At 65.0% G+C, this 25,736-nt stretch carries 25 protein-coding genes and 1 tRNA gene; 14 read left to right on the top strand and 12 right to left on the bottom strand.

Annotation, left to right across the window (positions count from 1 at the left end; all coding sequences use genetic code 11):
* Positions 1 to 290 precede the first annotated feature (290 nt).
* The 4 genes from greA to WI560_RS27445 all read right to left on the bottom strand — a co-directional run bounded on the left by greA (position 291) and on the right by WI560_RS27445 (position 5,555).
* Positions 291 to 764 (bottom strand): transcription elongation factor GreA, encoded by a 474-nt coding sequence (gene greA, locus WI560_RS27460; RefSeq protein ID WP_018643807.1) that lies wholly within the window; start codon positions 762 to 764, stop codon positions 291 to 293.
* Between the two features lie 206 nt (positions 765 to 970).
* Positions 971 to 4,435, bottom strand: a complete 3,465-nt coding sequence (gene carB / locus WI560_RS27455) for a carbamoyl-phosphate synthase large subunit (protein ID WP_257176569.1) — start codon at positions 4,433 to 4,435, stop codon at positions 971 to 973.
* Positions 4,436 to 4,723: 288 nt separating this feature from the next.
* A tRNA-OTHER gene (locus WI560_RS27450) sits at positions 4,724 to 4,799 on the bottom strand.
* Positions 4,800 to 4,853: 54 nt separating this feature from the next.
* Positions 4,854 to 5,555: a class I SAM-dependent methyltransferase gene (locus tag WI560_RS27445; protein ID WP_028134469.1), complete on the bottom strand. Its 702-nt coding sequence runs from the start codon at positions 5,553 to 5,555 to the stop codon at positions 4,854 to 4,856.
* Between the two features lie 114 nt (positions 5,556 to 5,669).
* On the opposite strand from WI560_RS27445, the gene WI560_RS27440 reads away from it, so the two are divergent.
* A complete protein-coding gene (locus WI560_RS27440; protein ID WP_375157183.1) occupies positions 5,670 to 6,194 on the top strand; it encodes a Dps family protein in 525 nt (174 codons plus the stop codon).
* 123 nt (positions 6,195 to 6,317) lie between these two features.
* On the opposite strand, the gene WI560_RS27435 is transcribed toward WI560_RS27440, so the two are convergent.
* Positions 6,318 to 6,839 (bottom strand): cupin domain-containing protein, encoded by a 522-nt coding sequence (locus WI560_RS27435; protein WP_257196555.1) that lies wholly within the window; start codon positions 6,837 to 6,839, stop codon positions 6,318 to 6,320.
* Positions 6,840 to 6,984: 145 nt separating this feature from the next.
* Between WI560_RS27435 and WI560_RS27430 the strand changes: the two genes are divergently transcribed.
* Positions 6,985 to 7,200 (top strand): hypothetical protein, encoded by a 216-nt coding sequence (locus WI560_RS27430; RefSeq protein ID WP_024340377.1) that lies wholly within the window; start codon positions 6,985 to 6,987, stop codon positions 7,198 to 7,200.
* A 46-nt stretch (positions 7,201 to 7,246) separates the two neighbouring features.
* Here the strand turns inward: WI560_RS27430 and carA are convergent, their stop codons facing one another.
* Complete coding sequence (gene carA, locus WI560_RS27425) at positions 7,247 to 8,437, bottom strand: glutamine-hydrolyzing carbamoyl-phosphate synthase small subunit (protein ID WP_257196554.1); 1,191 nt, start codon at positions 8,435 to 8,437, stop codon at positions 7,247 to 7,249.
* A 146-nt stretch (positions 8,438 to 8,583) separates the two neighbouring features.
* Between carA and WI560_RS27420 the strand changes: the two genes are divergently transcribed.
* Positions 8,584 to 9,285, top strand: a complete 702-nt coding sequence (locus WI560_RS27420) for an alpha/beta fold hydrolase (protein WP_375305702.1) — start codon at positions 8,584 to 8,586, stop codon at positions 9,283 to 9,285.
* A gap of 4 nt (positions 9,286 to 9,289) precedes the next feature.
* Here the strand turns inward: WI560_RS27420 and WI560_RS27415 are convergent, their stop codons facing one another.
* Positions 9,290 to 9,664 (bottom strand): hypothetical protein, encoded by a 375-nt coding sequence (locus tag WI560_RS27415; RefSeq protein WP_375305701.1) that lies wholly within the window; start codon positions 9,662 to 9,664, stop codon positions 9,290 to 9,292.
* A gap of 74 nt (positions 9,665 to 9,738) precedes the next feature.
* Here WI560_RS27415 and WI560_RS27410 point away from each other — a divergent pair, with 74 nt between their 5' ends.
* The 6 genes from WI560_RS27410 (at position 9,739) to WI560_RS27385 (ending at position 14,684) form a co-directional block, all read left to right on the top strand.
* Positions 9,739 to 10,194, top strand: a complete 456-nt coding sequence (locus tag WI560_RS27410; RefSeq protein ID WP_257176575.1) for a GatB/YqeY domain-containing protein — start codon at positions 9,739 to 9,741, stop codon at positions 10,192 to 10,194.
* Positions 10,195 to 10,355: 161 nt separating this feature from the next.
* On the top strand, positions 10,356 to 11,492 hold the full coding sequence (locus WI560_RS27405) for an epoxide hydrolase family protein (RefSeq protein ID WP_375308926.1): 1,137 nt from the start codon (positions 10,356 to 10,358) through the stop codon (positions 11,490 to 11,492).
* Between the two features lie 210 nt (positions 11,493 to 11,702).
* Entirely contained in the window at positions 11,703 to 13,313 is a 1,611-nt protein-coding gene (locus WI560_RS27400; RefSeq protein WP_375305700.1) for an AMP-binding protein, read from the top strand.
* Positions 13,314 to 13,321: 8 nt separating this feature from the next.
* Complete coding sequence (locus WI560_RS27395; RefSeq protein ID WP_375305699.1) at positions 13,322 to 13,789, top strand: MarR family winged helix-turn-helix transcriptional regulator; 468 nt, start codon at positions 13,322 to 13,324, stop codon at positions 13,787 to 13,789.
* An 80-nt stretch (positions 13,790 to 13,869) separates the two neighbouring features.
* On the top strand, positions 13,870 to 14,238 hold the full coding sequence (locus tag WI560_RS27390) for a nuclear transport factor 2 family protein (protein WP_375305698.1): 369 nt from the start codon (positions 13,870 to 13,872) through the stop codon (positions 14,236 to 14,238).
* Between the two features lie 2 nt (positions 14,239 to 14,240).
* Positions 14,241 to 14,684: a hypothetical protein gene (locus tag WI560_RS27385; protein WP_375305697.1), complete on the top strand. Its 444-nt coding sequence runs from the start codon at positions 14,241 to 14,243 to the stop codon at positions 14,682 to 14,684.
* Here the strand turns inward: WI560_RS27385 and WI560_RS27380 are convergent, their stop codons facing one another.
* Complete coding sequence (locus tag WI560_RS27380) at positions 14,685 to 16,913, bottom strand: ATP-binding protein (protein WP_375305696.1); 2,229 nt, start codon at positions 16,911 to 16,913, stop codon at positions 14,685 to 14,687.
* Between the two features lie 245 nt (positions 16,914 to 17,158).
* Between WI560_RS27380 and WI560_RS27375 the strand changes: the two genes are divergently transcribed.
* On the top strand, positions 17,159 to 17,929 hold the full coding sequence (locus WI560_RS27375; RefSeq protein WP_375305695.1) for a DUF2189 domain-containing protein: 771 nt from the start codon (positions 17,159 to 17,161) through the stop codon (positions 17,927 to 17,929).
* A 146-nt stretch (positions 17,930 to 18,075) separates the two neighbouring features.
* On the opposite strand, the gene WI560_RS27370 is transcribed toward WI560_RS27375, so the two are convergent.
* Entirely contained in the window at positions 18,076 to 18,588 is a 513-nt protein-coding gene (locus tag WI560_RS27370) for an SRPBCC family protein (RefSeq protein ID WP_375305694.1), read from the bottom strand.
* 87 nt (positions 18,589 to 18,675) lie between these two features.
* Complete coding sequence (locus WI560_RS27365) at positions 18,676 to 18,990, bottom strand: ArsR/SmtB family transcription factor (RefSeq protein ID WP_375308925.1); 315 nt, start codon at positions 18,988 to 18,990, stop codon at positions 18,676 to 18,678.
* Between the two features lie 162 nt (positions 18,991 to 19,152).
* Between WI560_RS27365 and WI560_RS27360 the strand changes: the two genes are divergently transcribed.
* Complete coding sequence (locus WI560_RS27360; RefSeq protein WP_375305693.1) at positions 19,153 to 20,598, top strand: LVIVD repeat-containing protein; 1,446 nt, start codon at positions 19,153 to 19,155, stop codon at positions 20,596 to 20,598.
* A 315-nt stretch (positions 20,599 to 20,913) separates the two neighbouring features.
* Positions 20,914 to 21,534, top strand: coding sequence for a LysE family translocator (locus WI560_RS27355; RefSeq protein ID WP_375305692.1), 621 nt, complete (start codon positions 20,914 to 20,916; stop codon positions 21,532 to 21,534).
* 3 nt (positions 21,535 to 21,537) lie between these two features.
* Here the strand turns inward: WI560_RS27355 and WI560_RS27350 are convergent, their stop codons facing one another.
* Positions 21,538 to 22,353: an N-formylglutamate amidohydrolase gene (locus WI560_RS27350; RefSeq protein ID WP_375305691.1), complete on the bottom strand. Its 816-nt coding sequence runs from the start codon at positions 22,351 to 22,353 to the stop codon at positions 21,538 to 21,540.
* A gap of 75 nt (positions 22,354 to 22,428) precedes the next feature.
* On the opposite strand from WI560_RS27350, the gene WI560_RS27345 reads away from it, so the two are divergent.
* The gene (locus WI560_RS27345) at positions 22,429 to 22,827 is read left to right on the top strand and encodes a gamma-glutamylcyclotransferase (protein WP_375305690.1); all 399 of its coding nucleotides are present in this window, start codon (positions 22,429 to 22,431) and stop codon (positions 22,825 to 22,827) included.
* Here the strand turns inward: WI560_RS27345 and WI560_RS27340 are convergent.
* Entirely contained in the window at positions 22,824 to 23,387 is a 564-nt protein-coding gene (locus WI560_RS27340; RefSeq protein ID WP_375305689.1) for a chlorite dismutase family protein, read from the bottom strand. The two genes, WI560_RS27345 and WI560_RS27340, sit on opposite strands and share 4 nt — an antisense overlap.
* A 233-nt stretch (positions 23,388 to 23,620) precedes the next feature.
* On the opposite strand from WI560_RS27340, the gene dnaG reads away from it, so the two are divergent.
* Complete coding sequence (gene dnaG / locus WI560_RS27335; protein WP_375305688.1) at positions 23,621 to 25,651, top strand: DNA primase; 2,031 nt, start codon at positions 23,621 to 23,623, stop codon at positions 25,649 to 25,651.
* Positions 25,652 to 25,736 lie beyond the last annotated feature (85 nt).

Genomic DNA, 25,736 nt, shown 5'->3' with positions numbered 1-25,736 from the left:
GCGGCCCGTGCCAACAGTTGGGCCGTCGCCCTTCGAGGCTCGCCGAAAAGGCGAGCACCTCAGGGTGACGGTGAAAGTGACGGGCGCGCTGCTCCTACGCCGTCATTGCGAGGAGCTCTTGCGACGAAGCAATCCAGATTGTCTTCCGCCGAGAGATTCTGGATTGCTTCGCTGCGCTCGCAATGATGCGTGGAGACGGCACGTCTCGCTCACAGCAAGCAACGCGCCGAAACAAAAAGGCCGCGCAGATCGCGCGGCCTTTTCAAACGTCACGGTGCAGCGACAAGTCCTTACCGCCACTCCACCTTGGTGATCTCATACGCCTTGGCGCCGCCGGGTGCGTTGACCTCGACGGTCGATCCCTTCTTCTTGCCGATCAGCGCGCGCGCCAACGGCGAGGTGATGGAGATGCGGCCTTTCTTGGCGTCGGCCTCGACCTCGCCGACGATCTGCCACACCGTCTTCTTCTCGGTGTCCTCGTCGACCAAGGTTACGGTGGCGCCGAACTTGATGGTGTCGCCGGACAGCTTCGAGATGTCGATGATGTCGGCGCGCGCGAGCTTGTCCTCGAGCTCGGCGATGCGGCCTTCATTATGCGACTGCTCTTCCTTCGCAGCGTGATATTCCGCGTTCTCCGACAGGTCTCCGTGCGAGCGCGCTTCCGCGATATGCTCGATGATGCGCGGACGATCTTCCGACTGGCGCTTCTTCAATTCTTCCCCGAGCGCGACAAAGCCGGCCTGGGTCATCGGAACCTTTTCCATCTCTTCTCTCGTCCTTCAGCTGCGCGCCCCACGAAGACCGGGGCGCGGCAACCTTGATTCGTCGGTATTCCCGGGGCTGAACCGCGCCCACCGGGAGCTATGTGGGTCTGGTGCCGGAACAGAACAACCCACATGGCCGGACAGTTCCTCCGGCCATTGTGGCTTCATTGCCAATCACTTAGCGGCGGTTTCACCGCCGCTAGCAATCAGGTTTCCGAAAAGTAGCTCTGCAGGGTACGAACCTCAAGGTCCCCGCCCAGATAGGCCCGGATGCCCTGCGCGGCCGCCACGGCCCCGGAAAGAGTGGTGTAATACGGCACTTTATGCAAGAGGGCCGCGCGCCGCAACGAACGGCTGTCGGCCAGCGCCTGCGGGCCTTCCGTGGTGTTGAAGACGAGCTGGACGTCGCCGTTGGTGATGGCGTCGACGATGTGCGGCCGTCCTTCCAGCACCTTGTTCACCTTCTCGGTCGGGATGCCCTGGTCGGTCAGGAAGCGCTGCGTGCCGGAGGTCGCCAGCACCTTGAAGCCGAGCGAATGCAGTTCGCGCACCGCCTCGGCGATCCGCGTCTTGTCGCTCTCGCGCACCGAGACGAACACGGTGCCCTTGCGCGGTACCCGCGTGCCGCCGCCGAGCTGGCTCTTGGCGAAGGCGACCTCGAAGTTGCGGTCGATGCCCATGACCTCGCCGGTCGAGCGCATTTCGGGGCCGAGCACCGTGTCGACACCGGGAAAGCGCGCGAAGGGGAAGACCGATTCCTTGACGCCGACGTGCTTGAGCTTCGCCTTCTTCAGCTTGAAATCGGCGAGCTTCTCGCCCGCCATGATGCGCGCGGCGATCTTGGCGACGGGGGTGCCGACCACCTTGGCGACGAAGGGCACGGTGCGGGAGGCACGCGGATTGACCTCGAGCACGTAGATCTCGCCGTCCTTGATCGCGTATTGCACGTTCATCAGGCCGACCACGTCGAGCCCGAGCGCGAGCTCGCGGGTCTGACGCTCCAGCTCCTCGATCATCTCGGGCCCGAGCGAGTGCGGCGGCAGCGAGCAGGCGCTATCGCCGGAATGGATGCCGGCTTCCTCGATGTGCTCCATGATGCCGACGATGAAGGTGTCCTTGCCGTCACAGAGGCAGTCGACGTCGATCTCGGTGGCATCAGACAGATAGCGGTCGAACAGCAGCGGGTTCTTGCCGAGCACGGTGTTGATCTGCCCGGTCTTGTCGTTCGGATAGCGCGCCTTGACGTCGGCCGGCACCAGTTCTGGCAACGTGCCGAGCAGGTAGTCGTTGAGCTGATTCTCCTCGCGGATGATCTGCATCGCGCGGCCACCGAGCACGTAGGACGGCCGCACCACCAGCGGCAGGCCGAGATCGGCGGAGACGAGCCTGGCCTGCTCGACCGAATAGGCGATGCCGTTCTTCGGCTGCTTGAGGCGAAGCTTGTCGAGCACGCGCTTGAAGCGGTCACGGTCCTCGGCCAGGTCGATGGCATCGGGCGAGGTTCCGAGGATCGGGACTTCGGCGGCTTCCAGCGCGCGTGCCAGCTTCAGCGGCGTCTGGCCGCCGAACTGCACGATCACGCCGTGCAGCGTGCCATTGCTGCGCTCTTTGGCGATGATTTCCAGCACGTCCTCGGCGGTCAGCGGCTCGAAATAGAGCCGGTCGGCAGTGTCGTAGTCGGTCGACACCGTCTCCGGGTTGCAGTTGACCATGATGGATTCGTAGCCGGCATCATGCAGCGCGAAGCAGGCGTGACAGCAGCAATAGTCGAACTCGATGCCCTGGCCGATCCGGTTGGGTCCGCCGCCGAGAATGATGACCTTCTTCTTGTCGGACGGGGTGCTCTCGTCCGCCGGCGCGCCCGCGAACGGCGCCTCGTAAGTCGAATACATGTAGGCGGTGGGCGAGGCGAATTCGGCCGCGCAGGTGTCGATGCGCTTGTAGACGGGGCGAACGCCGAGCGCATGGCGCTTCGCGGTGACCTCGGCTTCCGTCGTCTCGGCCAGCACCGCGAGCCGCGCGTCGGAGAAGCCCATGGCCTTGAGCGTGCGCATGCCGAAGGCGTTGCCGGGCAGGCCGTGCTTCCTGACCTTCTCTTCCATGTCGACGATGCCGCGCATCTCGCCAAGGAACCAGGGATCGATCTTGCAGGACTTGAAGATGTCCTCGTTCGACCAGCCGAGCCGCATGGCCTGGGCGACCTGAAGAATGCGGTTCGGCGTCGGCGTGCCGAGCGCGGCGCGGATCGCGTTCTTGTCGTCGTCGCGGCCGAGGCCCTCGATCTCGATCTCGTCGAGGCCGGTGAGGCCGGTCTCGAGCCCGCGCAAGGCCTTCTGCAGGCTTTCCTGGAAAGTGCGGCCGATCGCCATGACTTCGCCGACCGATTTCATCGACGTGGTCAGCGTGGTGGAGGCGCCGGGGAATTTCTCGAAGGCGAAGCGCGGCACCTTGGTGACGACGTAGTCGATGGTCGGCTCGAACGAGGCCGGCGTGGCGCCGCCGGTGATGTCGTTGGCGATCTCGTCGAGCGTGTAGCCGACCGCGAGCTTGGCGGCGACCTTGGCGATCGGGAAGCCGGTGGCCTTCGAAGCCAAAGCGGAAGAGCGCGACACGCGCGGATTCATTTCGATGACGACCATGCGGCCGTCTTCCGGATTGACGCCGAACTGCACGTTGGAGCCGCCGGTCTCGACGCCGATCTCGCGCAGCACTGCCAGCGAGGCGTCGCGCATGATCTGGTATTCCTTGTCGGTCAGCGTCAGCGCCGGCGCCACCGTGATGGAATCGCCGGTGTGCACGCCCATCGGATCGAGGTTCTCGATCGAGCAGACGATGATGCAATTGTCCTTCTTGTCGCGCACCACCTCCATCTCGTACTCCTTCCAGCCGAGCACGGATTCTTCGATCAGCACTTCGTTGGTGGGAGACGCATCGAGGCCGCGCTCGATGATATCGAGGAACTCTTCCTTGTTGTAGGCGATGCCGCCGCCGGTGCCGCCCATGGTGAAGGAGGGACGGATGATCGCCGGCAGGCCGATCTCGGACAGCGCCATCATCGCCTGTCCGAGCGCGTACTCCTGGTAGCGCTTGCGGCGATCGCTCTCGCCCAGCGTCCACTGCCGCTCATGTTCCTCGAGCGCGGCACCGGAGAGCTTTTCGCGCTCGGCGAGGTACTTGTCGCGGAACGACTTCTTCAAGGCCGACGCGTTGGCGAGCCGCGACTTCGGCGTCTCGAGCCCGATCTTGGTCATGGCCTCGCGGAACAGCTGGCGGTCCTCCGCCTTGTCGATGGCGTCGGCGGTCGCGCCGATCATCTCGACGTCGAACTTGTCGAGCGTGCCCTGGCGGCGCAGCGACAGCGCGCAGTTCAGCGCGGTCTGGCCGCCCATCGTCGGCAGCAGCGCAAAGCCGCCGGGAATGACGTGGCGTTCCTTCTCGATGATCTTGGCGACGATCTCGGGCGTGATCGGCTCGATATAGGTCGCATCGGCCAATTCCGGGTCGGTCATGATGGTGGCCGGGTTGGAATTGACGAGGACGATGCGGTAGCCCTCTTCCTTCAGCGTCTTCACCGCCTGGGTGCCCGAATAGTCGAACTCGCAGGCCTGGCCGATCACGATGGGACCGGCGCCGATGATCAGGATGGTGGTGATGTCTGTACGTTTGGGCATCAACTCTCGCCGAAGTGGAATTTGGGCACAAAAAAAGGGCGCGCTGCTGCGCGTCCCTGTGGCCGAGAGCGCGGTGGTCTCCCCTCGCGCGCGGGTGGGTCTTAGACCAGTTTTCGGGGCGGCGAAACCCCGAAAAATGCCCATCAACCGGCAATTTTCAGGTTTTGGGTGGTGCCAGCCAGCGGGCAGTCCGTCTACGCTTCCGCTTGGCTCCAGCTACGCCGGACACGCTTCGCCCCTGCGGGTCTTGCGTGGCTGCGCCACGCGTAGCCCCGAAGGGGCGAAGCGTGGAGACCCGGCCTGGATTTGAACCAGGATGAAGAGCGTTGCACCGCCCTCGCGTAGACGCTTCCGCCACCGGGCCGCGGCGATCATGACCGATTGCAGCGCGACAAGCTACAACGGCTAATTGTTAAGCTTAACCAACCAGGGGCGGCCGGGCGATGAAGGTCATGCGCCAGCGGTTATGGCCGATATTGCCGTGGGCGCGCTGGACCGCGAACCCGGCGGCCCTCAGCTTGGCGGTGATCTCGTCCTCGCTGTAGCGCTGCAGCCCGATGCGCGTGCGCAGATGGCGGTAGTCCGACAGCGCGGTGCTGATCAGCCCGATCAGCGCATCCTTCAGGAAGCCGTGGCGGAGGCCGAAGCCGAGCAGCGCCAAGACGTCCCTGAACATGCCGACATTGGGCTGCAGGATGTCCCCCAGCACCAGCTTGCCGGAGGGCTTCAGGATCCGGCGGATGGTGAGCAGCGCGGCGTCGAGCTCGTCCGGCGCCATGTATTGCGCGACCGAGTTCATCACCACGAGGTCGATCGACTGGTCCTGCATGTTGCGGACGTCATCGAGCGAGCGGACGCGGATCCTGGTGTTGGGGGCGAAGCGCGCAATCAGCCGGCCGCGCACCCCTGGCGCGGGCTCGGCCAGGATCAGCTGGCCGCAGGCGGCCGCCACCTGGTTCGCCGACAGCGCCTCGCCGCAGGCATAGTCGAGCACCACCGCGTCGGGCGAGGAGATGTAGCCGATGATGTCCCGCGCGATGATCTGGAAGTGCAAGTCGCGATGCAGCTTGCTGACATAGATCGTATGCGTGGAGTCGTAATAATCGATCCAATCGTCCATGGTATCCGAAGGTCCCGGCCAAACGGTTCCTGATCGGGAACCGGCGCTGCCCGCCTTGCGTTAGGGGTGCGACGGCGCGCCGTCAATGTCCGCGTCCTAACAGGAAGGTCTCCCGTGAGCAAAACCAACAACAAGGTCTCGCCCGATCTCGATACCCCCACCGATCTGTCGCCCGACGGGGTCAAGAAGGTCTCGGAGGCGCTCAACGTGCTTCTGGCCGACGCCTTCGCGCTGTATCTGAAGACCAAGAATTTCCACTGGCACATCAGCGGGCGGCACTTCCGCGACTACCATCTGCTGCTCGACGAGCAGTCCGACCAGATCTTCGCCACCACCGACCAGCTTGCCGAGCGCGTCCGCAAGATCGGCGGTACCACCCTGAAGTCGATTGGCCAGGTCGCAAAGCTCCAGACCATCAAGGACAACAACGAGGACTACGTCCCGCCGAGGGAAATGCTGCGCGAACTGATGCAGGACAACAAGCACGTCGCGGCCGCGATGCGCAAGGCCCACGAGGTCTGCGACGAGGCCGGCGATGTCGCCAGCGCCAGCATCCTGGAAAATTTCATCGACGAGACCGAGCGCCGCACCTGGTTCCTGTTCGAGGCGACGCGGCAGGAAGGCAGCAACGCGGCGTAGGCTGCGCTGTCGTAGGGTGGGCAAAGGCGCGCTCTTCGCGCGCCGTGCCCACCATCTCTCTCGATCGCAAAATAATGCGTGGGCACGCTCCGCTTTGCCCACCCTACGCACCTTCGCTTGTAACTACCGCCACAGCCGCATCAACGCGCCGTCCCTCCCCGTCACGGGATCGGCCGGCGGCAGCGCGACTTGGGGAATCGTCGTCAGCGCCTTGGCGTGGTTCTCCGGCGTCGCGCGCGTGATCTCCATCTTTGCGCCTGGCGGATAGGCCCCGATCACGCAGAAATCGTCGCTCGCCTTGATGCATTGATGCCCGGTGCCGGCGGGCAGGATCGCGACGTCGCCCGCCTTGATGTCCAGCTCCTGGCCGTGGTCGCCGCCGAAGCGGACGCGCGCGCTGCCGCGCGCGACGCCGAGCACCTCATGCACCGTCGCGTGATAATGCAGATAATCGTAGACGCCATTGCGCCATGTGCCGCCCCAGCCATTGCCTTCGAACAGGTCTTCGATGGTCGCTTCCGGGTGCTTCGGATCGAGCTTCACCGCGCTTTGGTAGACCAGGAACGGGAGGATGTTGTTCGGCACGAGGCCATCGTCCTCGAACACGATGGCGAGCGGCTCGGCATGGTCGCGGACGACGGACATGGAGACTCCCACAGGCAACGGACCGGAATCAAGCGGGCGCAAGCGCTCTTGTTCCTGACGACACTCCATACGCCGGCTTGACCGAGATCAAGGCACTGGCGGCCGTTGGCGGGCACGCAAGTTCGAGGGAAGAAGAGGGAACGCCATGTACGCATCCGACGTTGCGCAGCGTCATTTCTCGGCGGCCGTCGACGAGGCGGAGACTGCAGGCCTCGGGCACGAGGCCGTCTGCCGGGCATTGCTAAATTTGGTGATTTCGAAATATCTGGAGACGAGGTCGGTCGCCGACATCCAGGCAGAGCTGCGCTTCATCGCCGAGAACTGCGATCCGGACACGGACTTCATGTTCATGCGTCCGTGACGGAGCCGGGCCCCGGCGGACTTATCCGCCGGGTGGTGTTGTCGCCTTACGCGCTCTTCTTCTGCCGCATCAGGTCGGCGAAGCGCTGGAACAGATAGTGCGAGTCGCGCGGGCCGGGCGAGGCCTCGGGGTGGTACTGCACCGAGAACACCGGCTTGCCGTCGAGCTGGATGCCGCAATTGGAGCCGTCAAACAAGGAAATGTGGGTCTGCGTCGCGCCCTTCGGCAGCGTCGTCTCGTCCACGGCAAAGCCGTGGTTCATCGAGGTGATCTCGACCTTGCCGGTGGTCTCGTCCTTGACGGGATGGTTGGCGCCGTGATGGCCCTGATGCATCTTCTTGGTCCTGGCACCGACCGCAAGGCCCAGCATCTGGTGGCCGAGACAAATGCCGAAGGTCGGCGTGCCCGACTTGATGACGTCCTGGATCACAGGCACGGCATACTTGCCGGTCGCGGCCGGGTCGCCCGGACCGTTGGACAGGAACACGCCGTCCGGCTTCATCGCCAGGATGTCTTCGGACGAGGTCGTCGCCGGCACCACCGTCACCTTGCAGCCGACCCCGGCGAGCAGGCGCAGGATGTTGCGCTTGATGCCGTAGTCGATGGCAACGACGTTGAACTCCGGCTTGTCCTGCCGGCCAAAGCCCTTGTCCCAGGCCCAGGGCGTCTCGTCCCAGGTGAAGCGCTGGCCGCTGGTGACCATCGGCACGAGATCCATGCCCTCGAGGCCCGGCCATTCGCGCGCCTCTTCCTTCAGGCCATGCAGGTCGAACTCGCCGGTCCTGGAATGCGCGATCACGGCATTGGGCATGCCCTTGCTGCGGATCAGCGCGGTCAGCGCCCGGGTGTCGATGCCGGAGAGGCCGATGATGCCGCGCGCCTTCAGCCACTGGTCGAGATGCTTGGTGGCGCGGTAGTTCGAGGGATCAGTGATCGCGGTGCGCAGGATCACGCCGCGCGCGCCCGGCGTCGCCGCCATGTTCACCGTCTCGATATCCTCGTCGTTGGTGCCGACGTTGCCGATATGCGGGAAGGTGAAGGTGATGAGCTGGCCGGCATAGGAGGGATCGGTGAGGATCTCCTCATAGCCGGTCATCGCGGTGTTGAAGCAGACCTCGCCGACGGCGTGGCCTTCGGCACCGAGACCAAAGCCTTCGAGCACCGTGCCGTCGGCGAGCACGAGGAGCGCGGTCGGTTTGTGGTCCGGCCAGGCGGGATCGTTGTCATGTTGTGTCATGAGCGCGTTTCATAGTCCCCGCGGGCGCCGCCGTCAAAGCGCCAGAGGTCGGATTCACATGCGTTTTTGCATATTTGACAGGCCTCCTTGGGCCCTTAAGCTCGGCCGCATAATTTCCGGCAATCTCAGGGGCTTGCGAGGCAATAATGGACCAGACGACCCCGATTCTGCTGGTTCCGGGGCTGGCCTCTTCGGCCCGGATCTATGCCCCCGTCATCCTGGCGCTGTGGCGACTTGGCCCCGTGATGATCGCCAACCATATCCGCGACGACAACATGTCTGATATCGCGGCCCGGGTGCTGAGCGAGGCGCCGCCGCGCTTCGCCCTCGCCGGCCATTCCATGGGCGGCTACATCGCGCTCGAGATCATGCGCCAGGCGCCCGAGCGGGTGGCAAAACTCGCGCTGATCAACACCCAGGCCCGGCCCGATACCCCCGAGGCGACCGCGCGCCGCCAGGGCCTGATGGCGCGCGCCAGGCGCGGCGAGCTCCGCGCCATTCGCGAGGAGAGCTTTCCGGAGCTGGTGCATCCGTCACGGCGCGACGATGCCGAGATCCTCAAGCTCGTGCACGCACAGGACGAGGATGTCGGCGTCGCGGGCTATCTGCGGCAGCAGGCCGCGATCATCGCGCGGGTGGACTCGCGCCCGACGCTGTCCGCCATCACCTGTCCGACATTGGTGCTGACGGGCGATGCCGACAACACGATTCCCAACGCGTTCTCGAAGGAGATGGCCGAGGCCGTCGCCGGCGCGCGGCTCGTGATCCTGGATCGCTGCGGGCACCTGCCGCAGGCCGAGCAGCCGGATGCGACCGTGCGCGCGCTCACCGAATGGTTCGCGAGCTAGGCGCTCACCCGCAATAGGCCGCCTTGGTCCACAGCGGCAGAAGGAAGAAGCCGACCACGGCAAGATCAACCACGTAGAGCACCGGCCGCGCCTTCGTCGAGACCGGGATCAATTGTGGCGAGTGCTCACCCTCGTAAACCACGAGCGGATCGAACTTCGGCTCCCAACCGAGCATGTACGTCATCAGGGATACGAAGTCGTAGACCGGCAGGTACATCAACAGGATCAGAAATAGGCCGTTCGCGGCGATCGCGAGCCAGCTCGAGCCGGTTTCTCCCGTGAAGCCCGGCAGCGTGTCGCAGGTGTAGGGGCCAAAACGGCTTGCCCAAAGCACCACCAGGCAGACTGCCAGCAGGGCGAGATGCTTTCCGGTCTTCATGCAAGCACCTATATTGGGCTAGGTTATTGTTGTAGATCACGAGTCTTTCCGGACTGTTTCCAAACGAGGCGACCATGCTGCGCGACGACATCAACAATGCGGTCAAGGAGGCCATGAAGGCCAAGGACGAGCGCAAGCTGTCCACGCTGCGCATGGTCAACTCGACCATCAAGAACGCCGACATCGACGCCCGCGGCAACGGCAAGCCGCCGCTGTCGGACGCCGACCTGCTCGGTGTGCTCCAGAAGATGATCAAGCAACGCCAGGAGGCGGTCGAGCTCTACGACAAGGGCGGCCGCGCCGAACTCGCAGCCCAGGAGCGCGAGGAGATCGCGGTGATCTCGGCCTACCTGCCCAAGCAGATGGCCGACGACGAGGTGAACAAGGCGATCGCGGATGCGATCGCCGAGACCGGTGCTGCCGGCATGAAGGACATGGGCAAGGTGATTGCCGTGCTGCGCGCGAAATACGCCGGCCAGATGGATTTCGGCAAGGCCAGCGGCCTGGTGAAGGCGGCGCTGTCGGGCTAGACGGCCGCTCCGAAAGGCGTGCCAGGAGCTGACAGACTATCGCCCTCGTCATGCCCGGCCTTGTGCCGGGCATCCACGTTCTTCAAAGTGGTAAGGAAGAACGTGGATGGCCGGGACGAGCCCGGCCATGACGAGAACCTCCGATGAGCAGGGCCTCTCCCGTGAGCACCATCAAACCGTTCCGCATCGCCGTCAGCGACGACACCCTCATCGACCTCAAATCGCGCCTCGAACGCACGCGCTGGCCTGAAGCGGAGCTGGTCGACGACTGGAGTCAGGGCGCGCCGCTGAAGTGGATCCGGGAGATCTGCGCCTACTGGGCCAGGGATTACGACTGGCGGGCGCGCGAGGCGAAGCTCAACCGCTTCGCGCAGTTCACCACCGAGATCGACGGGCTCGACATCCACTTCATCCACGCCCGTTCCAAGGAGCCGAACGCGCTGCCGCTGATCATCACCCATGGCTGGCCGGGCTCGATCGTCGAATTCCAGAAGGTGATCGCGCCGCTCACCGATCCCGCTGCGCATGGCGGCGATCCCGCCGATGCGTTCCACGTGATCTGTCCCTCGCTGCCGGGCTTCGGTTTCTCGGCCAAACCCAAAGAGATCGGCTGGGGCGTCGATCGCATCGCCGCGACCTGGGCCAAGCTGATGGACCGGTTGGGCTACACGCGCTACGGCGCGCAAGGCGGCGATTGGGGCTCGGCCGTGACGACCTCGCTCGGCGCGCAGGACCCCACACATTGCGCCGGCATCCACATCACGCTGTCCTTCAACTCGCCGCCGCGCATCGAGGGCGAGCCCACGGCGAAAGAGAAGCGCGCGCTGGCCGGCCTCAAGCATTATGTCGATCTCGACTCCGGCTATTCCAAGCAGCAATCGACGCGTCCGCAGACGCTCGGCTATGGCCTCACGGATTCGCCGAGCGGGCAGGCGGCCTGGATCCTGGAAAAAATCTGGGCCTGGACCGATTGCGACGGACACCCCGAGAACATCTTCAGCAAGGACGAACTGCTGGACAACGTCATGCTCTATTGGGCGACGGAGACGGCGACCTCCTCGGCGCGGCTTTACTGGGAAAGTTTCGGCAAGCGCCGCACCACGCCTGTGGTCGAGGTGCCGACTGGCGTCGCCGCGTTCCCCAAGGAGATCATCACGCCGGTGCGGCGCTGGATGGAGCCGAACTTTCCCAACATCACCCATTGGAGCGAGATGGAAAAGGGCGGCCATTTCGCCGCGTTCGAGCAGCCCGAGCTGTTCGTGCGCGATGTCAGGAAGTTCTTCGCGACGGTGCGGTAACTGCCTCGTCATTCCGGGGCGACGCGCCAGCGTCGAGCTATGATGCGCAATTGCGCATCAGAGAATCCATCAAGCGGCGTTTCCTGCGGCCCGATGGCTTCCGGGCTCGCCCTTCGGCGCCCCGGAATGACGGCGCGGGGCTTGTCCCGTGCGTTCGCGGCCCTAGACTAGACTGCACAAGAATAACAAGACCCCGGAAAACGCCAAGCCATGCTGACCGAAGCCGCGACCTATGACGAACTCGTCCGCAACTTCCGCTGGGACATCCCGGCGCGCTTCAATATCGCCGAGGCGTGCTGCGATCGCCATGCCGACGGCACCGGGCGGCTCGCGCTGATCTATGTCGACGAGAACGGCGGGACCAGCCGCACCTCCTTCGACGAGGTCGCCGAGATGTCGCGCCGCTTTGCCAATGTGCTGAAGGCGGACGGTCTGGCGCGCGGCGACCGCGTCGCGGTCTTCCTGTCGCAGTCGCTGGAATTGCCGATCGCGCATATGGCGGCGTTCCGCTCCGGCCTGATCTCGATCCCGCTGTTCGCCCTGTTCGGCGAGGACGCGCTGGAATTTCGCCTGTCCAACTCCGAGGCCAAGGCCATCGTCACCGACGAGGGCGGCTGGGAGAAGCTTGCGAAGATCCGCGACCGCCTGCCGGAGCTGAAGAACGTCTATATCGTCGGCACGCGTGCACCGGCTGGCACGACATCGTTCTGGGATGCGGTGAAGGCGGCATCACCCGACTTCGCGCGGGTCGACACCTCGTGCGATGACCCCGCGCTGATCATCTACACCTCGGGCACGACAGGAAATCCCAAGGGCGCGCTGCATGCGCACCGCGTCGTGCTCGGCCACCTGCCCAACGTCGAGATGTGCCACAACTTCCTGCCCAGGCCCGGCGATCTCATGTGGACGCCGGCGGATTGGGCCTGGATCGGCGGCCTCATCAACGGCCTGTTCGCGTTCTGGTATCACGGCATCCCCCTGGTCGGCCATCGTGCGCGCAAGTTCGAGCCGCAGGCGGCGATGCAGATGATGGCCGATCTTTCCGTGCGCAACGTCTTCCTGCCGCCGACCGCGCTGAAGCTGATGCGGCAGGCCGGCGTGAAGCATACCGGCGTCAAGCTGCGCAGCATCTTCACCGGCGGGGAATCGCTCGGCGGCGAATTGCTCGGCTGGGTGCGCGAGACCTTCGGCATCGACGCGCACGAGGTGTTCGGCCAGACCGAGTGCAATCTCGTGATCGGCAGCAACTCCAATTTGTTTCCGATCCGCCCGGGTTCGATGGGCAAGGCGACGTCGGGCTTCGACGTCCGCATCGTCAACGACAAGGGCGAGGAATTGCCGCGCGGCCAGCGCGGTATCATCGGCGTGCGCCAGCCGTGCCCCGTCACCATGCTCGAATATTGGCGCAATCCGGAGGCGACCGCGAAGAAATATGCCGGCGCGTTCCTGCTCACCGGCGATCTCGGCGTGCAGGACGAGGACGGCTATTTCTGGTATGTCAGCCGCGAGGACGACGTCATTACCACTGCCGGCTATCGCGTCGGTCCGTCCGAGATCGAGCACACGCTGATGAAGCATCCCTCGGTGGCGATGGCCGCGGTCGTCGGCATCCCCGATCCGATCCGCACCGAATCGATCAAGGCGTGGATCGTGCTGCGTCCCGGCTTTACCGGCACCGACGCGCTCGCCCGCGAAATCCAGGAGTTCGTCAAGGTGCAGCTCGCCGCGCACGAATATCCGCGCTTCGTCGCATTCGCCGAAACGCTGCCGATGACCGCCACCGGCAAGGTGCTGCGGCGCGAGCTGCGGGCCAAGGGCTGACGTTGATCATGGCAAAGGCGCCTCAAGCCGCGGGACTTCACCGCGCCTCGCTCGACAAGCTGCACGATCTCGATGCAGCGCTCGAGCTCATGTATTACGGCTGGCGCGGGATGACGCTTGAGGCGGACGCATATCTTGCCAAGCAGGGCCTGTCGCGTCCGCACCATCGCATCCTCTACGTGGTGGCGCGCCGGCCCGATATCGCGATCGGTGCGTTGCTCGAAGTTCTCGGCATTTCCAAGCAGGCGCTGAACCGGCCGCTCAATCTGCTGCTGGAGCGCAAGCTCGTGACCTCGAAGCGCGCGCCCGAGCAGCATCGCTCGAAGCTGCTGCGACTGACCGCCGCCGGGCAGCGCATCGAGCAACGGGCCTCGGACCACGAGCGCAAGGTCATGCGCGATGCGTTCGATCGCGTCGGGGCGCCCGGGGCTGCGGCCTGGATGGCCGTCATGGAGGCGATTGCCGACCACAATTGACGATCTATCAAGTCAACATGATTGACATGAGAGGCCGGCTTTGCCACTCTCCGCGCAAACGAGCGGGGAAGGGCCATGCCATGACCGGACGGACGATGAATCGCGCGGCCGCCGAGCCCTTCGTCGCGGCATGGTGCGCGAGCTGGCGCAAGGTCGATATCGACGCCGTCGTCGCGCATCTTGCCGCCGACGCGCAGATGCGCAGCCCTCTGGCGTTGACGTTGACCGGCTCCGCGGTCGTGGCGGGGGCCGAGAACATCCGCGCCTATTGGCAGAGGGCCTATGGCCACATCGAAAGCGCCGACCTGAAGATATTGAGCTGGAGCTGGGACGATACGATCGCGCGGCTGACCGTGTGGTGGCAGCTTGGCGACACCCGCGCCAGCGAATTCATGGATTTCGACGATGCCGGCCGCGTCATCCGCAGCGAAGCCTTCTACGGAAAATGACCATGCGTGTTTCGGATATCGTCCTGCTCCTCAACACGCTCTGGTTCGTCGGCGCCTTCATCCAGTTCAGCATCGCGCAAACCAACACGCTGAAGATATTGCTGCCGCGCGAAGAGCGCAGCAATCCGATCGCGCCGACCCTGGCGGCCAGCGTTGCGTTCCTCGGCGGAATGAACCTGCCGATAGGGCTGTTGTCGCTCTATCTTCTGGCGGCACGTCCGTCCTTCTTCCAGCCGGTCGAAGCCCAGCTCGTGTTGTTCGTGTTCTTCGCCGCCTGCCATTTCAGCCAGTTCGCCTACAATGTTCCGGTGCTGATGCGCGGCGGCCGGGTCGGGGTCGCCTACTGGCCGGTGCTGAAGGGCCCGATGCTCAGGATCTTCGTCATCGACGCGGGCCTGTTCGCGGCCAATCTCGCCGTGGCGCTTCTGCTCGCATCGCGCGTCTAACTATCGCGGCGGCGTTGCCAGGGCGGACCGCAGCATCGCGGCAAGATCCTGCCGCCGGAACGGCTTGGTCAGGATGCGGGCGTTGATCCCGTCCGGCGTCTTGACGGGATCCTGGCTGTAGCCTGAGGTGAACAGCACCTTGAGATCGGGCCGCAGCGCCGTTGCTTGTCTTGCGAGCTCCGGCCCAAACATGCCGCCGGGCATCACGACGTCGGTCAGCAGCAACTGGATCTCCCCGCTTCGGCGCAGCAATTCCAGCGCCGCGGGCCCGTTCGAGGCGGTGATGACGCGGTAGCCGAGCGCCTTCAGCTCGTTCTCGACATAGGCGCGCACCATGTCGTCGTCCTCGACGAGGAGGATGGTCTCGCGCTCCGCCTGTGTGACGGTCCGCTCCGCAGGCGGCGGATCTTCGCTCGGCGGTGTTGCGAGACGGGGAAAGAACAGCCTGACGACGCTGCCTTGTCCCGGCTCCGACTGCATTTGCACGAGCCCGCCGGATTGTTGTGCAAACCCGTAGACCATGCTCAGGCCGAGGCCGGTCCCCTTGCCGACCTCCTTGGTCGTGAAGAACGGCTCGAACGCGCGGCTCGCCACTTCGGAGCTCATGCCGCTGCCGGTATCCGTAACCGCCACCATGACGTAGTCGCCGGGCCGCGGCTCGCCGTTGACGTCGAGGTCGGATTCGCCGAGCGAGCTGTTGCGGACCTCGACGGTCAGCTTGCCGCCTTCCGGCATCGCGTCGCGTGCGTTGAGCACGAGGTTGAGAACCGCGGTTGCCAATTGGCCGGGATCGACGCTGGCAAGCCATAAACCCGGCGCGAACGTGAAGTTGCACTCGATGTGCTCGCCCAGGGTCCGGCGCAGCAGCTGCTCCATGCCGAGGATCTTTTCGGCGATGTCGACCTCTCTCGGCCGGAGCGGCTGCTTGCGTGCGAAGGCGAGCAGGCTGCGGGTCAGGTCGGAGCCGCGCTCGGCGGCGGTCGCGATGTCGCCGGCGATCCGCTGCAATTCCTTGTTGCCCGCCAGCCTGTCGGCAAGATGCTCCGAATTGCCGAGGATGACGGTCAAGAGATTGTTGAAGTCATGCGCCACGCCGCCGGTGAGCTGGCCCATGGCTTCCATCTTCTGGGACTGGCTGAGCTTGTGGCTGAGGTCGGCAATGGCGGCGCGTTGCTGCTCGAGCGACTCGGCGGTGCCGTTGAGCAGGGTCATCAATCCGCCGAGCTCGCCGCGCGGATGGGGCGGCGGAATTCGTGCGCTGAGATCGCCGCGCCCGAGCCTTTTCGCCATCACGGCGAGCCGCCCGACCTGGCGCCCGATGCTCACCGTGGTGAGGATCCACAAGCCGGCAAGGAGCATCAGCAAGGCCACTGCGAGAATCGCCATGTCCTCGTAGAGCCGGCGGTTGGCCGCCGCGACCAGTCCGTCCTTGGAACGTCCGACCAGGATGTAGAGGCCGGCCTTGCGGATCGAGGCATTGCGGGAAACGCCCCAGATCTGCGTGTGGCCCCCGCGGTCGGTGACCTCCCGAAATGGCTCGCCGTCGGGCGCTGCCGCGAAGCGAAACAGGTCGGAGCCCGCAATGGACCCGCCGACGGGCTCGCGCCAGCCGCCGCCCTTGGGCGCGGCCAGGACTGTACCCTTGGCATCGACGAAGAGGATATCCTTTTCGGCGAGCAGCCGCTTGTCGTGAAACTCCGCGAACTTGTTCAGGTTGAACGACGCGAGCAGCACGAACTTCAGCGCGCCCGTCTCTGATCGCACGGGATAGGCGATCTGGAGCACCGAGAGTCCAGTGAGGCGGCCGAACACCGGCTCTACCGCGACGACGCCTTGAAGAGTCTTGACCTCCTTGAAATAGCCGCGGTCGTTCAGGTCGAGCGTGCGGTTGGTGCGCAGCGAGTCGCAGAACAGTCTGCCGTCAGGATCGATGGTCAGGATGCCCGTGAACTGCGGATATTCCTCGCGGACATCCGACAGAAACGCCGAGCACGCCGCCTTGTCGCGCGTGTCGAGGTCGCGCGCACGAGCGAGACCATAGTGAAGCTGGGCGGTGCCCTGGATCTTCTCGTCCAGATCGCTCGCGATGTCGTCGGCGGACGCGGCCAGATTGGCCAGCGCCGCATCGATCTCGCTGGTCCGGTTCTGCATGAACCGCAGCCCGACCAGAATCGCCGGTACCAGCATGGCCGCGATGACGAGGATCAGTAACCGGGTACGCAGGCTCATCTGTTGGGCGGTCCGTTCTGATCATCGCGCGTTGGTTTGAAGGTAAAATTTGCGGACGATTGTCGGCTCAGTCCATAGCAATCTGCTCGAAAATCACATGGAAGAGTAAAGAATTCGAGGCGTGGCTCTGCTGGCCGCCGCTCCTTGCCGTCATCCGGCATTAAGTTGCACCTGCGCGCAGTGGCGCTAATATCGCGTTCAAGCCGCGCGCGACGCAAGATCGCGCCGATCTGTGGAGGATGCTGATGTCCGTTTCGGGCAAGGTCGATCCGGTGGTGCGTCCCATCGCGGCGAACGACATCGCCGAAGCGCTGGTCGAGGGGCTGCGTGATTTCCAGGCACTGCCGCTTTACGGTCTGTGCTTCGGCGCGCTCTACGCCGCCGGCGGCATCGCCATCATGCTGTGCTTCACCGCCTTCGGCATGGTCTATCTGGTCTATCCCCTTGCGGCCGGCTTCGCGCTGATCGGACCGTTCGTGGCGATCGGCCTCTACGAGGTCAGCCGCCGCCGCGAGCGCGGCCAGCCGGTCTCCTTCGGCGCGATCTGGTCGGCTGTGCGCTCGCGCAGCGAGATCGGCTGGATGGCGTTCGTCACGCTGTTCGTATTCGTGGTCTGGATGTACCAGGTGCGGCTCCTGATCGCGCTGCTGCTCGGCTTGAACGCCTCGTTCTCGAGCCTTCAGGAGTTCATGACGGTGGTGCTGACGACCAACGAGGGGCTGCTGTTCCTCGGCATCGGCAATGCGGTCGGTGCCGTGCTGTCGCTGATCCTGTTCTCGCTGACCGTGGTGTCGTTTCCGCTGCTGCTCGACCGCGAGGTCGATTTCGTCACGGCGATGGTGACGAGCGTGCGCGCGGTGGTCACGAGCCCGCTGCCGATGATCTCGTGGGCCGCCGTGATCGTGATGCTGCTGATCGTCTCGGCGCTGCCCTACTTTCTCGGGCTGATCGTGACGCTGCCGGTGCTCGGGCATGCGACCTGGCATCTCTACCGGCGCCTGGTGGTGCCGGTGTAGCTCGCTGCCTTCGTCCCTTGGGCAGTGTCGTAGGGTGGGCAAAGGCGCACTTGCGCCGTGCCCACGACCAGCTCAATACCGCAACAGATGCGTGGGCACGCTTCGCTTTGCCCACCCTGCGATAGTTTCGCTGGAACGACGAACGCCTACGGCGTCTTGATCCCCATCGCCTTCAGCGCATCCAGCATCCGCTGCGGCGGACCCATCTTCACCGCCAGGGGCTTGCCGGTCTCCAGCAGGCTCTTGAGGCTGGACAGGATCGCGGGCCAGCCCGAGCGGCCGCCGGCGAGGATGTCGTCGCTGAGCGGCCGGTCGTGGCCTTCGCTCATGGTGAGACGAACCGCATCGCCAGCCTGCTCAATCTCGTAGGTCACGAGCGTCGGACCGAGCTTCTCGATCAATTCCGGCCAGTTGACGTTGAACGTGACCGCGAGCTTTCGCGGTGGATCGTAGGCGAGAACTTCGCCGCTGATGTGCAGCGCGCCGTCAGGCGTGCGCACCGTAAACGCGCCGCCAAGGCGCGGCTCGACCTCGACGGAATTGCCGAAGAAATACTGCTTGCTGAACTCGGCCGAGGTCAGCGCCTGCCACACCTTCTCCGGCGTGGAGGCGATGTAGATGGTGTAGACGGTCAGCGGCTTGAATTGCCCGATGTTCATCACATAACTCCTTCTATACCAAGCGCCGCGGGCGGGATCGTCGGCGCATCGCCGGTTTCCGATATGGTCACGTAGACGAAGTCCGGCTTACTCATCGCGCTTCTCCAACTGACGTTTCAACTCGCCGAGCGCGGTGAGCTTGCCGCGCTCGAATTTCCTGATCCAGCGTTCGCCGATCTGATGGATCGGCACCGGGTTGATGTAGTGCAGCTTCTCCCGGCCATGCCTGATGGTCGTGACGAGATTGGCATCCTCCAGAATCGCAAGGTGCTTGGTTACGGCCTGCCGCGTCATCGCAAGGCCCTCGCAGAGCTCGTTCAGCGTCTGGCCGTTCCTGGCGTGAAGCCGGTCCAGGAGCGAGCGTCGCGATGCATCCGCGAGCGCTTTGAAGACCTCGTCCATGGCAACGATGATAGGCAACCAAATGGTTGCATGTCAAGCGGGACCTCATTTTGGGCGCGCGAAGCGCGAACCTGGACTCTCGAATCGAGCTTTTTGTCGCGCGCAATCGGCCGTGCTAGCTTCTCATCTCAGCCAGCGCAGACTGGTTCCGGGAGGACTTTCATGTTCCGTTGCGCTTCACTTGCTGCCGCCGTTGTCCTCTTCGCCTGCAGCAACGTGGTCCACGCCCAGAAGCAAACCGTCGGCGCGCCGCCTGAAGCGTCCAACATGAAGCTCGTCGGCTATCATGACCTCCAGGCTCGCAGCGCCTATCAACCGACCATCCATCACCAGGGCGACCGCTGGATCGCCTATATCGGCCATCATGGCGGCACGGAGGATGTGCCCGCGCCCGTCAACCCGATGACGGGCAAGGCCGAGCCGAACGGAACGTCCATTGTCGACGTCACCGATCCCGCGCGTCCGAAATATCTGCGGCACCTGCCGGGGCAGGAGGGCAAGTACGAATCCGGCGGCGCACAGATGGTGCGGGTCTGCGACGGCAAGGCATTGCCGAAGGGCGATCCCAATGCGGTCTACATGCTCAGGACCTTCGGCAGCGAGGCGCATGAGATCTGGAACGTCACCGATCCCGCCAGCCCGGTGCTCATCACGCGCCTCGGCGGCTTGAAGGACACGCACAAGAGCTGGTGGGAATGCGACACCGGCATTGCCTATCTCGTCTCGGGGCCGCCGGACTGGCGCACGCGGCGCATGACGCAAGTCTACGATCTCTCCGATCCGGCGCGCCCGCACAAGATCCGCGACTTTGGTCTGCCGGGTCAGGAGCCCGGCTCGACCGGCGCGGTGCCGACTGCGTTGCACGGACCGATCTCGACCGGGCCCAACGGCAACCGCGTCTATTTCGGCTACGGCACCAACAAGGGCGGCATATTGCAGATCGTCGACCGCAACAAGCTCCTGAGCGGGGCAAAGGAGCCGACGCCGGACAATCTGCGCTATCCCGAGATTGCGCGGCTGCCGATGTCCGCCTTCAACGGCGCGCACACCACGTTTCCGATGCTCGACATGCCGATTGCCGAATTTTCCGAGGACAAGGACGGCAAGACCCGCGACATCGTCATGATCGTGAACGAAGCGATCCTCAACGAATGCGGCGAGGCGCGGCAGATGGTGTGGTTCGCCGACGTCACCACCGAGACGCGGCCGATGATGATCTCGAGCTACACCGTGCCGGAGGCGAGCGGGCAGTTCTGCCAGCGTGGCGGCCGCTTCGGCGCGCATTCGTCGAACGAGAGCATGGCGCCGGTCTATTACAAGAAGATGGCCTTCATCGCCTTCTTCAATGCCGGCGTGCGCGCGCTCGACATCCGCGATCCCTATCATCCCAGGGAGGTCGGCCATTTCATTCCGTCGATCACCGCTGCAACCGACAAGCGCTGCATTCCGATCGAAGGCGGCGAGCGCTGCAAGGTGGCGATCCAGACCAACAATGTCGAGACCGACGACCGCGGCTACATCTACATCGTCGACCGCGCCAATACCGGCCTGCACATCCTCGAGCTGACCGGCCCCGCGCGCGCGGCTGCCGGCCTGCCGAAGAACTGACGATGTGGTGTGCAACAAGCGGCGCTGGCGTTCCTCGAAACCCAGGAAATGAAGACGTGGGTGATGGCTGCGCTGGACGTAAGGTGAAGGGGCGTCTTCGCCTCTCCCCGCGTGCGGGGAGAGGCCGGAATTCGAGCGCAGCTTGAATTCCGGGTGAGGGGGAGCCTCCGCGAGTCCTTCTCTCACCGTCCCCGCGGAGACTCCCCCTCACCCTGACCCTCTCCCCGCACGCGGGGAGAGGGGAACAAGCGCGCTTCCGTTTCCGCCTCTCGCATGCATTAATGGCTCCAAACCGCTTTCAGCCGAGTCCCTCCCATGATGTCCATGCAAGCCTATCTCGCCTTCGTCGCCGCCTGCATTGCGCTGGCGCTGCTGCCGGGGCCGATCGTGACCCTCGTCATCGCCAACGGCCTGCGCCACGGCACGCGGGCCGCGCTCACCAACGTGGCCGGCGCCCAGGCCGGACTTGCAATCGTCATCGGCATCGTCGCGGTCGGCCTGACCTCGCTGATGGCGACCATGGGCTATTGGTTCGACTGGGTGCGCTTTGCCGGCGCCGCCTACCTGATCTGGCTCGGCATCAGGCTGATCTGGGCGCCGGTCGAGGGCGTCGATGTCGACACGCCGCCTCCGCCGCCGCGCGGCGGCTTCTTCCTTCAGGGGTTCTTGGTGCTGCTGTCGAACCCGAAGGTGCTGGTGTTCTTCGGCGCCTTCATCCCGCAGTTCATGGACATGAACCAGCCGCACTTTCCGCAGGTCGCGCTGCTGGGCGCCACCTTCATGGTCACCGCCGTGATGACGGACGCGCTCTATGCCATCGCCGCCGGCCGCGCGCGAAAGTTCTTCTCGGCGCGCCGCACGCGGATGATGTCGCGCATCTCCGGCGGCTTCATGATCGGCGGCGGGATCTGGCTGGCGCTGACGCGGGCGAAGTGAGCCTTACACCAGACGCTTCGCGGTCTGCTCGACCGTGATCTCGCCAAGTATCGCTGCAAGAATCCCGGCCAGCCGTTCGGCCCATTGCCGCTGGCCGGACTGGTCCGCGATCAGGTCTTGCCGGATCTCGATGCCGGTGTTGACGAGGCCGCGCCCTTCGCCGTGCACGGGGATGGTGTAGTCGGTGAGGTCGCTCACCGCATAAGGCTCGTTGTCGCCGACGACGAGGTCGCCGTCCGCGCGCAGATGCTTCAGCAGCAGCTGCGGCAGCACGGTGTCGCGATTGTAGAGCGCGGCGATGTGCCAGGGCCGCGCGACGCCGGCATAGACAGGCGTAAAGCTGTGCAGCGACACCAGCACGGTCGGCCGGCCGGCGCGCACGCGGCGGTCGATCGCGGCATCGATGCGACGATGATAGGGCTCGAAGATCTCGCGCCGCCGCGCCGCGCGCTCCTCATCCGAAATGCCTTCGTTACGCGGGATCGCGGTTGCTTCGGAGACGACCGGGATCGAGCTTGCCGCGGCAGGGGGGCGGTTGCAGTCGATCACGAGCCGCGAATAGCGCTGCGCGATCAGATGGGCATCCAGCAGCGTTGCGAGGTGCTCGGCGACGCCGGCAATGCCGATGTCCCAGGCGATGTGCCGCGTCAGCTCGGCCTCGGCGACGCCGAGGTCGCCGAGCGCGCGCGGCAATATCCGTCCGTAATGATCCGAGGTGAGCAGGAAAGGCGACGTCCCCCGCGCATTCACCTCATGCACGGGCGGAATGTCAGCTTCGCCGAGCAGTTGATCGGCCGCCTCGGCCGTATGCAGGTCCATCCTGATTGCCTATGAAACGATTACGTGTCTAAACGGAGTAACGATATTGCCCCGGCGTCGCAACGTTAGAACAGCATGACCTCCGATCGCCTCTTCGTCTACGGCACCCTGATGCGCGGCTTCGACCATCCGATGGCGCGGCTGCTGGCGGGGCACGCCGATTTTCTCGGTGAAGCGACCTGCCGCGGCCGGCTCGTTCTGGTGAAGCATTATCCGGGCTTGCTGCTGTCGGGCGCGGCCACCGATCTCGTCCATGGCGAGCTCTTTCGGATGCGCGTGCCGGACGAGCTGCTGCGCGAGCTCGACATGTACGAAGCCTGCGGCGAAGGCTTTCCCGAGCCGACCGAATATCTGCGCCGGCTGGTCGAGGTGACGTCGCCCGACGGCACCGCGGAGAAGGCCTGGACCTATGTCTACAACTGGCCCGTCACCGACCTGCCGCGCATCGAGTCCGGGCGTTTCCTGGAGCATTAGGCCGACAGCACTTCCTTCACCAGGCGCACGTCGACCTCGCGCTCGACGTAAGTCCATTCCTCGGTCTGCCTCAGCATCGTAACCAGCTCCTCGAACAGCGAGGCATGCGCGGGGGCGAATTCGAACCAGGTGAGGAAATCGAAGGGCTCGCCGAGGTCGCGGCAGTGATAGAGCTGGCGCGCGATCGCCGGCAGGAAACGAAGACTGCTCGCGATATGGTGCGATCTGTCCTCGAAGATCTTGCGCCGCTCCTCCTGCGTCAGCTCCCACCAGGCCTGCGACTTGCGGATCGGGATCAGCGCCGCGGAGGTCGCCTCGGGACGGCCGAGGCCGGCCTGCACGGCGACGAGCTTCTCCTTCTCGGCCCGCTCGGTGTAGCGCAAGCTGCTGGCAACGCCGACCAGCCGCCACGCATTGCGCGAGGGCACCAGCGGCAACGACACGGCCTCGCTGTCGGTCACCGACAGCGCTGGCACGAAGGGCAGGGGCTCGCCCGTCACCGGTGCAATCGAGGTCACACGCCAGCCCCCGCTCTGGCCGCCTCGAAACGTCCTGAACATGGGGCTATGGAAGCGTGGAACCGGGGCGGGTTCAAGCTTTTCCCGTCATTCCGGGGCGATGCGTAGCATCGAACCCGGAATCTCGAGATTCCGGGCTCGCGCTTCGCGCACCCCGGAATGACGGGAGGGCTGTGAACAGCGCGCATAATCCTGACAAACCTAACTTTTCGGCTCGCCGCACCTATATCCCTAGTCCCAGCCCACCTCACTCCGGATTGCGCTAGACAGAGCCCATGCGCTTCACGCCTCAATTCCTCGACGAGCTTCGGGCCCGGCTTTCGGTCTCCGAAGTCGTGGGCAAGCGCGTCAAGCTGAAGAAGGCGGGGCGGGAGTGGAAGGGGCTGTCGCCGTTCCAACAGGAGAAGACGCCGTCCTTCTACGTCAACGACCAGAAGGGTTTCTACCACGACTTCTCCTCCGGCAAGCACGGCGACATCATCAGCTTCGTGATGGAGACCGACGGCCTTCCGTTTGCGGAGGCTGTGGAGCGGCTCGCCGGCATGGCCGGCCTGGCGCTGCCGGCGGTGACGCCGGATGCGGCCCGGCAGGAGCAGCGGCGCCGCACGCTGCATGACGTCATGGACCTCGCCGCGACCTATTTCGCGGAGACGCTGGCCTCGCGCCTGGGTGCCAAGGCGCGCGGCTATCTCGCCGACCGCGCCATCTCGCCGGCGACGCAATTGCAGTTCCGCCTCGGCTATGCCCCGCCGGATCGCTTCGCGTTGAAGGAGCATCTCGGCAAGCTCGGCGTCTCTGTCGACGACATGGTCGAGACTGGCCTGCTGGTCGCCGGCAACGACATTCCAGTGCCTTACGACCGCTTCCGCGATCGCGTGATGTTTCCGATCACGGATCTGCGCGGCCGCGTCATCGCCTTCGGCGGGCGCGCGCTGGAGAAGGACGTTCCCGCCAAGTATCTGAACTCGCCGGAGACGCCGCTCTTCCACAAGGGCGACAACCTCTACAACCACCAGACCGCGCGCAAAGCCACCCATGATGGTGCGCCGCTGATCGTGGTCGAAGGCTATGTCGACGTCATCGCCATGGTCACCGCGGGTTTTGCCGGCAGCGTCGCGCCGCTCGGCACCGCGCTCACCGAGAGCCAGCTCGCGCTGCTCTGGAAGATGGCGGACGAGCCGATCCTCTGCTTCGACGGCGACCGCGCCGGCCAGAAGGCGGCCTATCGCGCTGCGGATCTTGCCTTGCCGTTCCTCGCGCCCGGCAAGAGTCTTCGTTTCGCGCTGCTGCCGGAAGGCCAGGACCCCGACGATCTCGCGCGCACCAGTGGGCGCGGCGCGATCGAGGAGGTGATCGGCGCGGCCCGCCCGCTCGCCGACATGATCTGGTCGCGCGAGCTCGAAGGCGGCAATTTCGCCACGCCCGAGCGCCGCGCCGCGCTGGAGGCGCGCATCAGGGAGCTCACCAACGGCATCCGCGACGAGGTGGTGCGGCGCTATTACCGCGACGAGTTCGTCGAGCGGCTGCAGCGCACCTTCGCCCCCGAGGGCGGACGGGGCGGCTTCAATGGCCGCGGCAATTTCCGCCAGGGCCAGGGAGGTGGCGGCCGCCCATTCCAGCCCAGGGGCGGGGCGGCGAATCGATTCGGCGGCCAAGGCTTCGGGGGCCAGGGCTTCGGAGGAAGGGGCCGCGGTGCGTTCGCCCCCACCCCGCTACCGTCTGGCCCCTACCAGGCGGCCAGCCCCCAGCTGGCGGCCAGCCCGATCATGAAGGGCCAGCGCAGCGCCATCTCGCGCCGCGAGGCCCTGATCCTGCAATGCCTGATCAACCACCCCTGGCTGCTGCACGACCACCTGGAGGAAGTTGCGGCTCTGGAGCTGGCCCATCCCGAGGCCCACAAGCTCAGGGCCGGCATCATCGCCGCCTTCGCCAACGACCATCACCATTCGCCCGACCCCGAGGAGCAGGCCGAGAAGATGCGGTCGGACCTCGCGAAGGGTGGATTTTCACAAGTTCTTCAAAGGGTTGAGAACGGCATCACCACCGCGGCGGTGTGGGGCGCGCGCGAGGGCGCGGCGCGGGACGACGTTCTTGCCACCTGGCACCAGCTGGTTGCCTTGCATCGGCAATGGCATTCACTACTTAGAGAGCTGAAGGACGCCGAGCTGGCCTTGGGGGAGGACCCCAGCGAGGCCAATTTGGCATGGCTGCGTGACGTCAAGGCTCGGATCGGCGAGGTCGACGGCACCGAAGCCCTGATCGAGGGTTTTGGCGAGCTGTCGGGTCGGTTCCAGAAGAGCATGTGATGAAAAGAATCATGCGGACGGCCGGGGCCGGAACCGCTAAAAGACTCGCCAAATCTTGGGTTTGGCGGCAAAAACAGGGTTAATC

This window comes from Bradyrhizobium sp. A11 (genome assembly GCF_042077125.1).
In the GTDB taxonomy this organism is placed as follows: Bacteria; Pseudomonadota; Alphaproteobacteria; order Rhizobiales; family Xanthobacteraceae; genus Bradyrhizobium; species Bradyrhizobium japonicum_B.
Note: the sequence above shows the minus strand (reverse complement) of the source record. Positions and strands in the feature narration are given on the sequence as shown.

Coding starts and splice junctions, on each gene's coding strand:
- WI560_RS27370 (WP_375305694.1), bottom strand. CDS start 18,588: ATGAACATCGGGCAATTCAAGCCGCTGACCGTCTACACCATCTACATC.
- WI560_RS27385 (WP_375305697.1), top strand. CDS start 14,241: ATGCGTGTTTCGGATATCGTCCTGCTCCTCAACACGCTCTGGTTCGTC.
- WI560_RS27380 (WP_375305696.1), bottom strand. CDS start 16,913: ATGAGCCTGCGTACCCGGTTACTGATCCTCGTCATCGCGGCCATGCTG.
- carB (WP_257176569.1), bottom strand. CDS start 4,435: ATGCCCAAACGTACAGACATCACCACCATCCTGATCATCGGCGCCGGT.
- WI560_RS27365 (WP_375308925.1), bottom strand. CDS start 18,990: ATGGACGAGGTCTTCAAAGCGCTCGCGGATGCATCGCGACGCTCGCTC.
- WI560_RS27435 (WP_257196555.1), bottom strand. CDS start 6,839: ATGTCCGTCGTCCGCGACCATGCCGAGCCGCTCGCCATCGTGTTCGAG.
- WI560_RS27340 (WP_375305689.1), bottom strand. CDS start 23,387: ATGTTCAGGACGTTTCGAGGCGGCCAGAGCGGGGGCTGGCGTGTGACC.
- WI560_RS27410 (WP_257176575.1), top strand. CDS start 9,739: ATGCTGCGCGACGACATCAACAATGCGGTCAAGGAGGCCATGAAGGCC.
- carA (WP_257196554.1), bottom strand. CDS start 8,437: ATGACACAACATGACAACGATCCCGCCTGGCCGGACCACAAACCGACC.
- WI560_RS27395 (WP_375305699.1), top strand. CDS start 13,322: ATGGCAAAGGCGCCTCAAGCCGCGGGACTTCACCGCGCCTCGCTCGAC.
- WI560_RS27415 (WP_375305701.1), bottom strand. CDS start 9,664: ATGAAGACCGGAAAGCATCTCGCCCTGCTGGCAGTCTGCCTGGTGGTG.
- WI560_RS27355 (WP_375305692.1), top strand. CDS start 20,914: ATGATGTCCATGCAAGCCTATCTCGCCTTCGTCGCCGCCTGCATTGCG.
- WI560_RS27375 (WP_375305695.1), top strand. CDS start 17,159: ATGTCCGTTTCGGGCAAGGTCGATCCGGTGGTGCGTCCCATCGCGGCG.
- WI560_RS27360 (WP_375305693.1), top strand. CDS start 19,153: ATGTTCCGTTGCGCTTCACTTGCTGCCGCCGTTGTCCTCTTCGCCTGC.
- dnaG (WP_375305688.1), top strand. CDS start 23,621: ATGCGCTTCACGCCTCAATTCCTCGACGAGCTTCGGGCCCGGCTTTCG.
- WI560_RS27430 (WP_024340377.1), top strand. CDS start 6,985: ATGTACGCATCCGACGTTGCGCAGCGTCATTTCTCGGCGGCCGTCGAC.
- WI560_RS27445 (WP_028134469.1), bottom strand. CDS start 5,555: ATGGACGATTGGATCGATTATTACGACTCCACGCATACGATCTATGTC.
- WI560_RS27420 (WP_375305702.1), top strand. CDS start 8,584: ATGGACCAGACGACCCCGATTCTGCTGGTTCCGGGGCTGGCCTCTTCG.
- WI560_RS27390 (WP_375305698.1), top strand. CDS start 13,870: ATGACCGGACGGACGATGAATCGCGCGGCCGCCGAGCCCTTCGTCGCG.
- WI560_RS27400 (WP_375305700.1), top strand. CDS start 11,703: ATGCTGACCGAAGCCGCGACCTATGACGAACTCGTCCGCAACTTCCGC.
- greA (WP_018643807.1), bottom strand. CDS start 764: ATGGAAAAGGTTCCGATGACCCAGGCCGGCTTTGTCGCGCTCGGGGAA.
- WI560_RS27345 (WP_375305690.1), top strand. CDS start 22,429: ATGACCTCCGATCGCCTCTTCGTCTACGGCACCCTGATGCGCGGCTTC.
- WI560_RS27350 (WP_375305691.1), bottom strand. CDS start 22,353: ATGGACCTGCATACGGCCGAGGCGGCCGATCAACTGCTCGGCGAAGCT.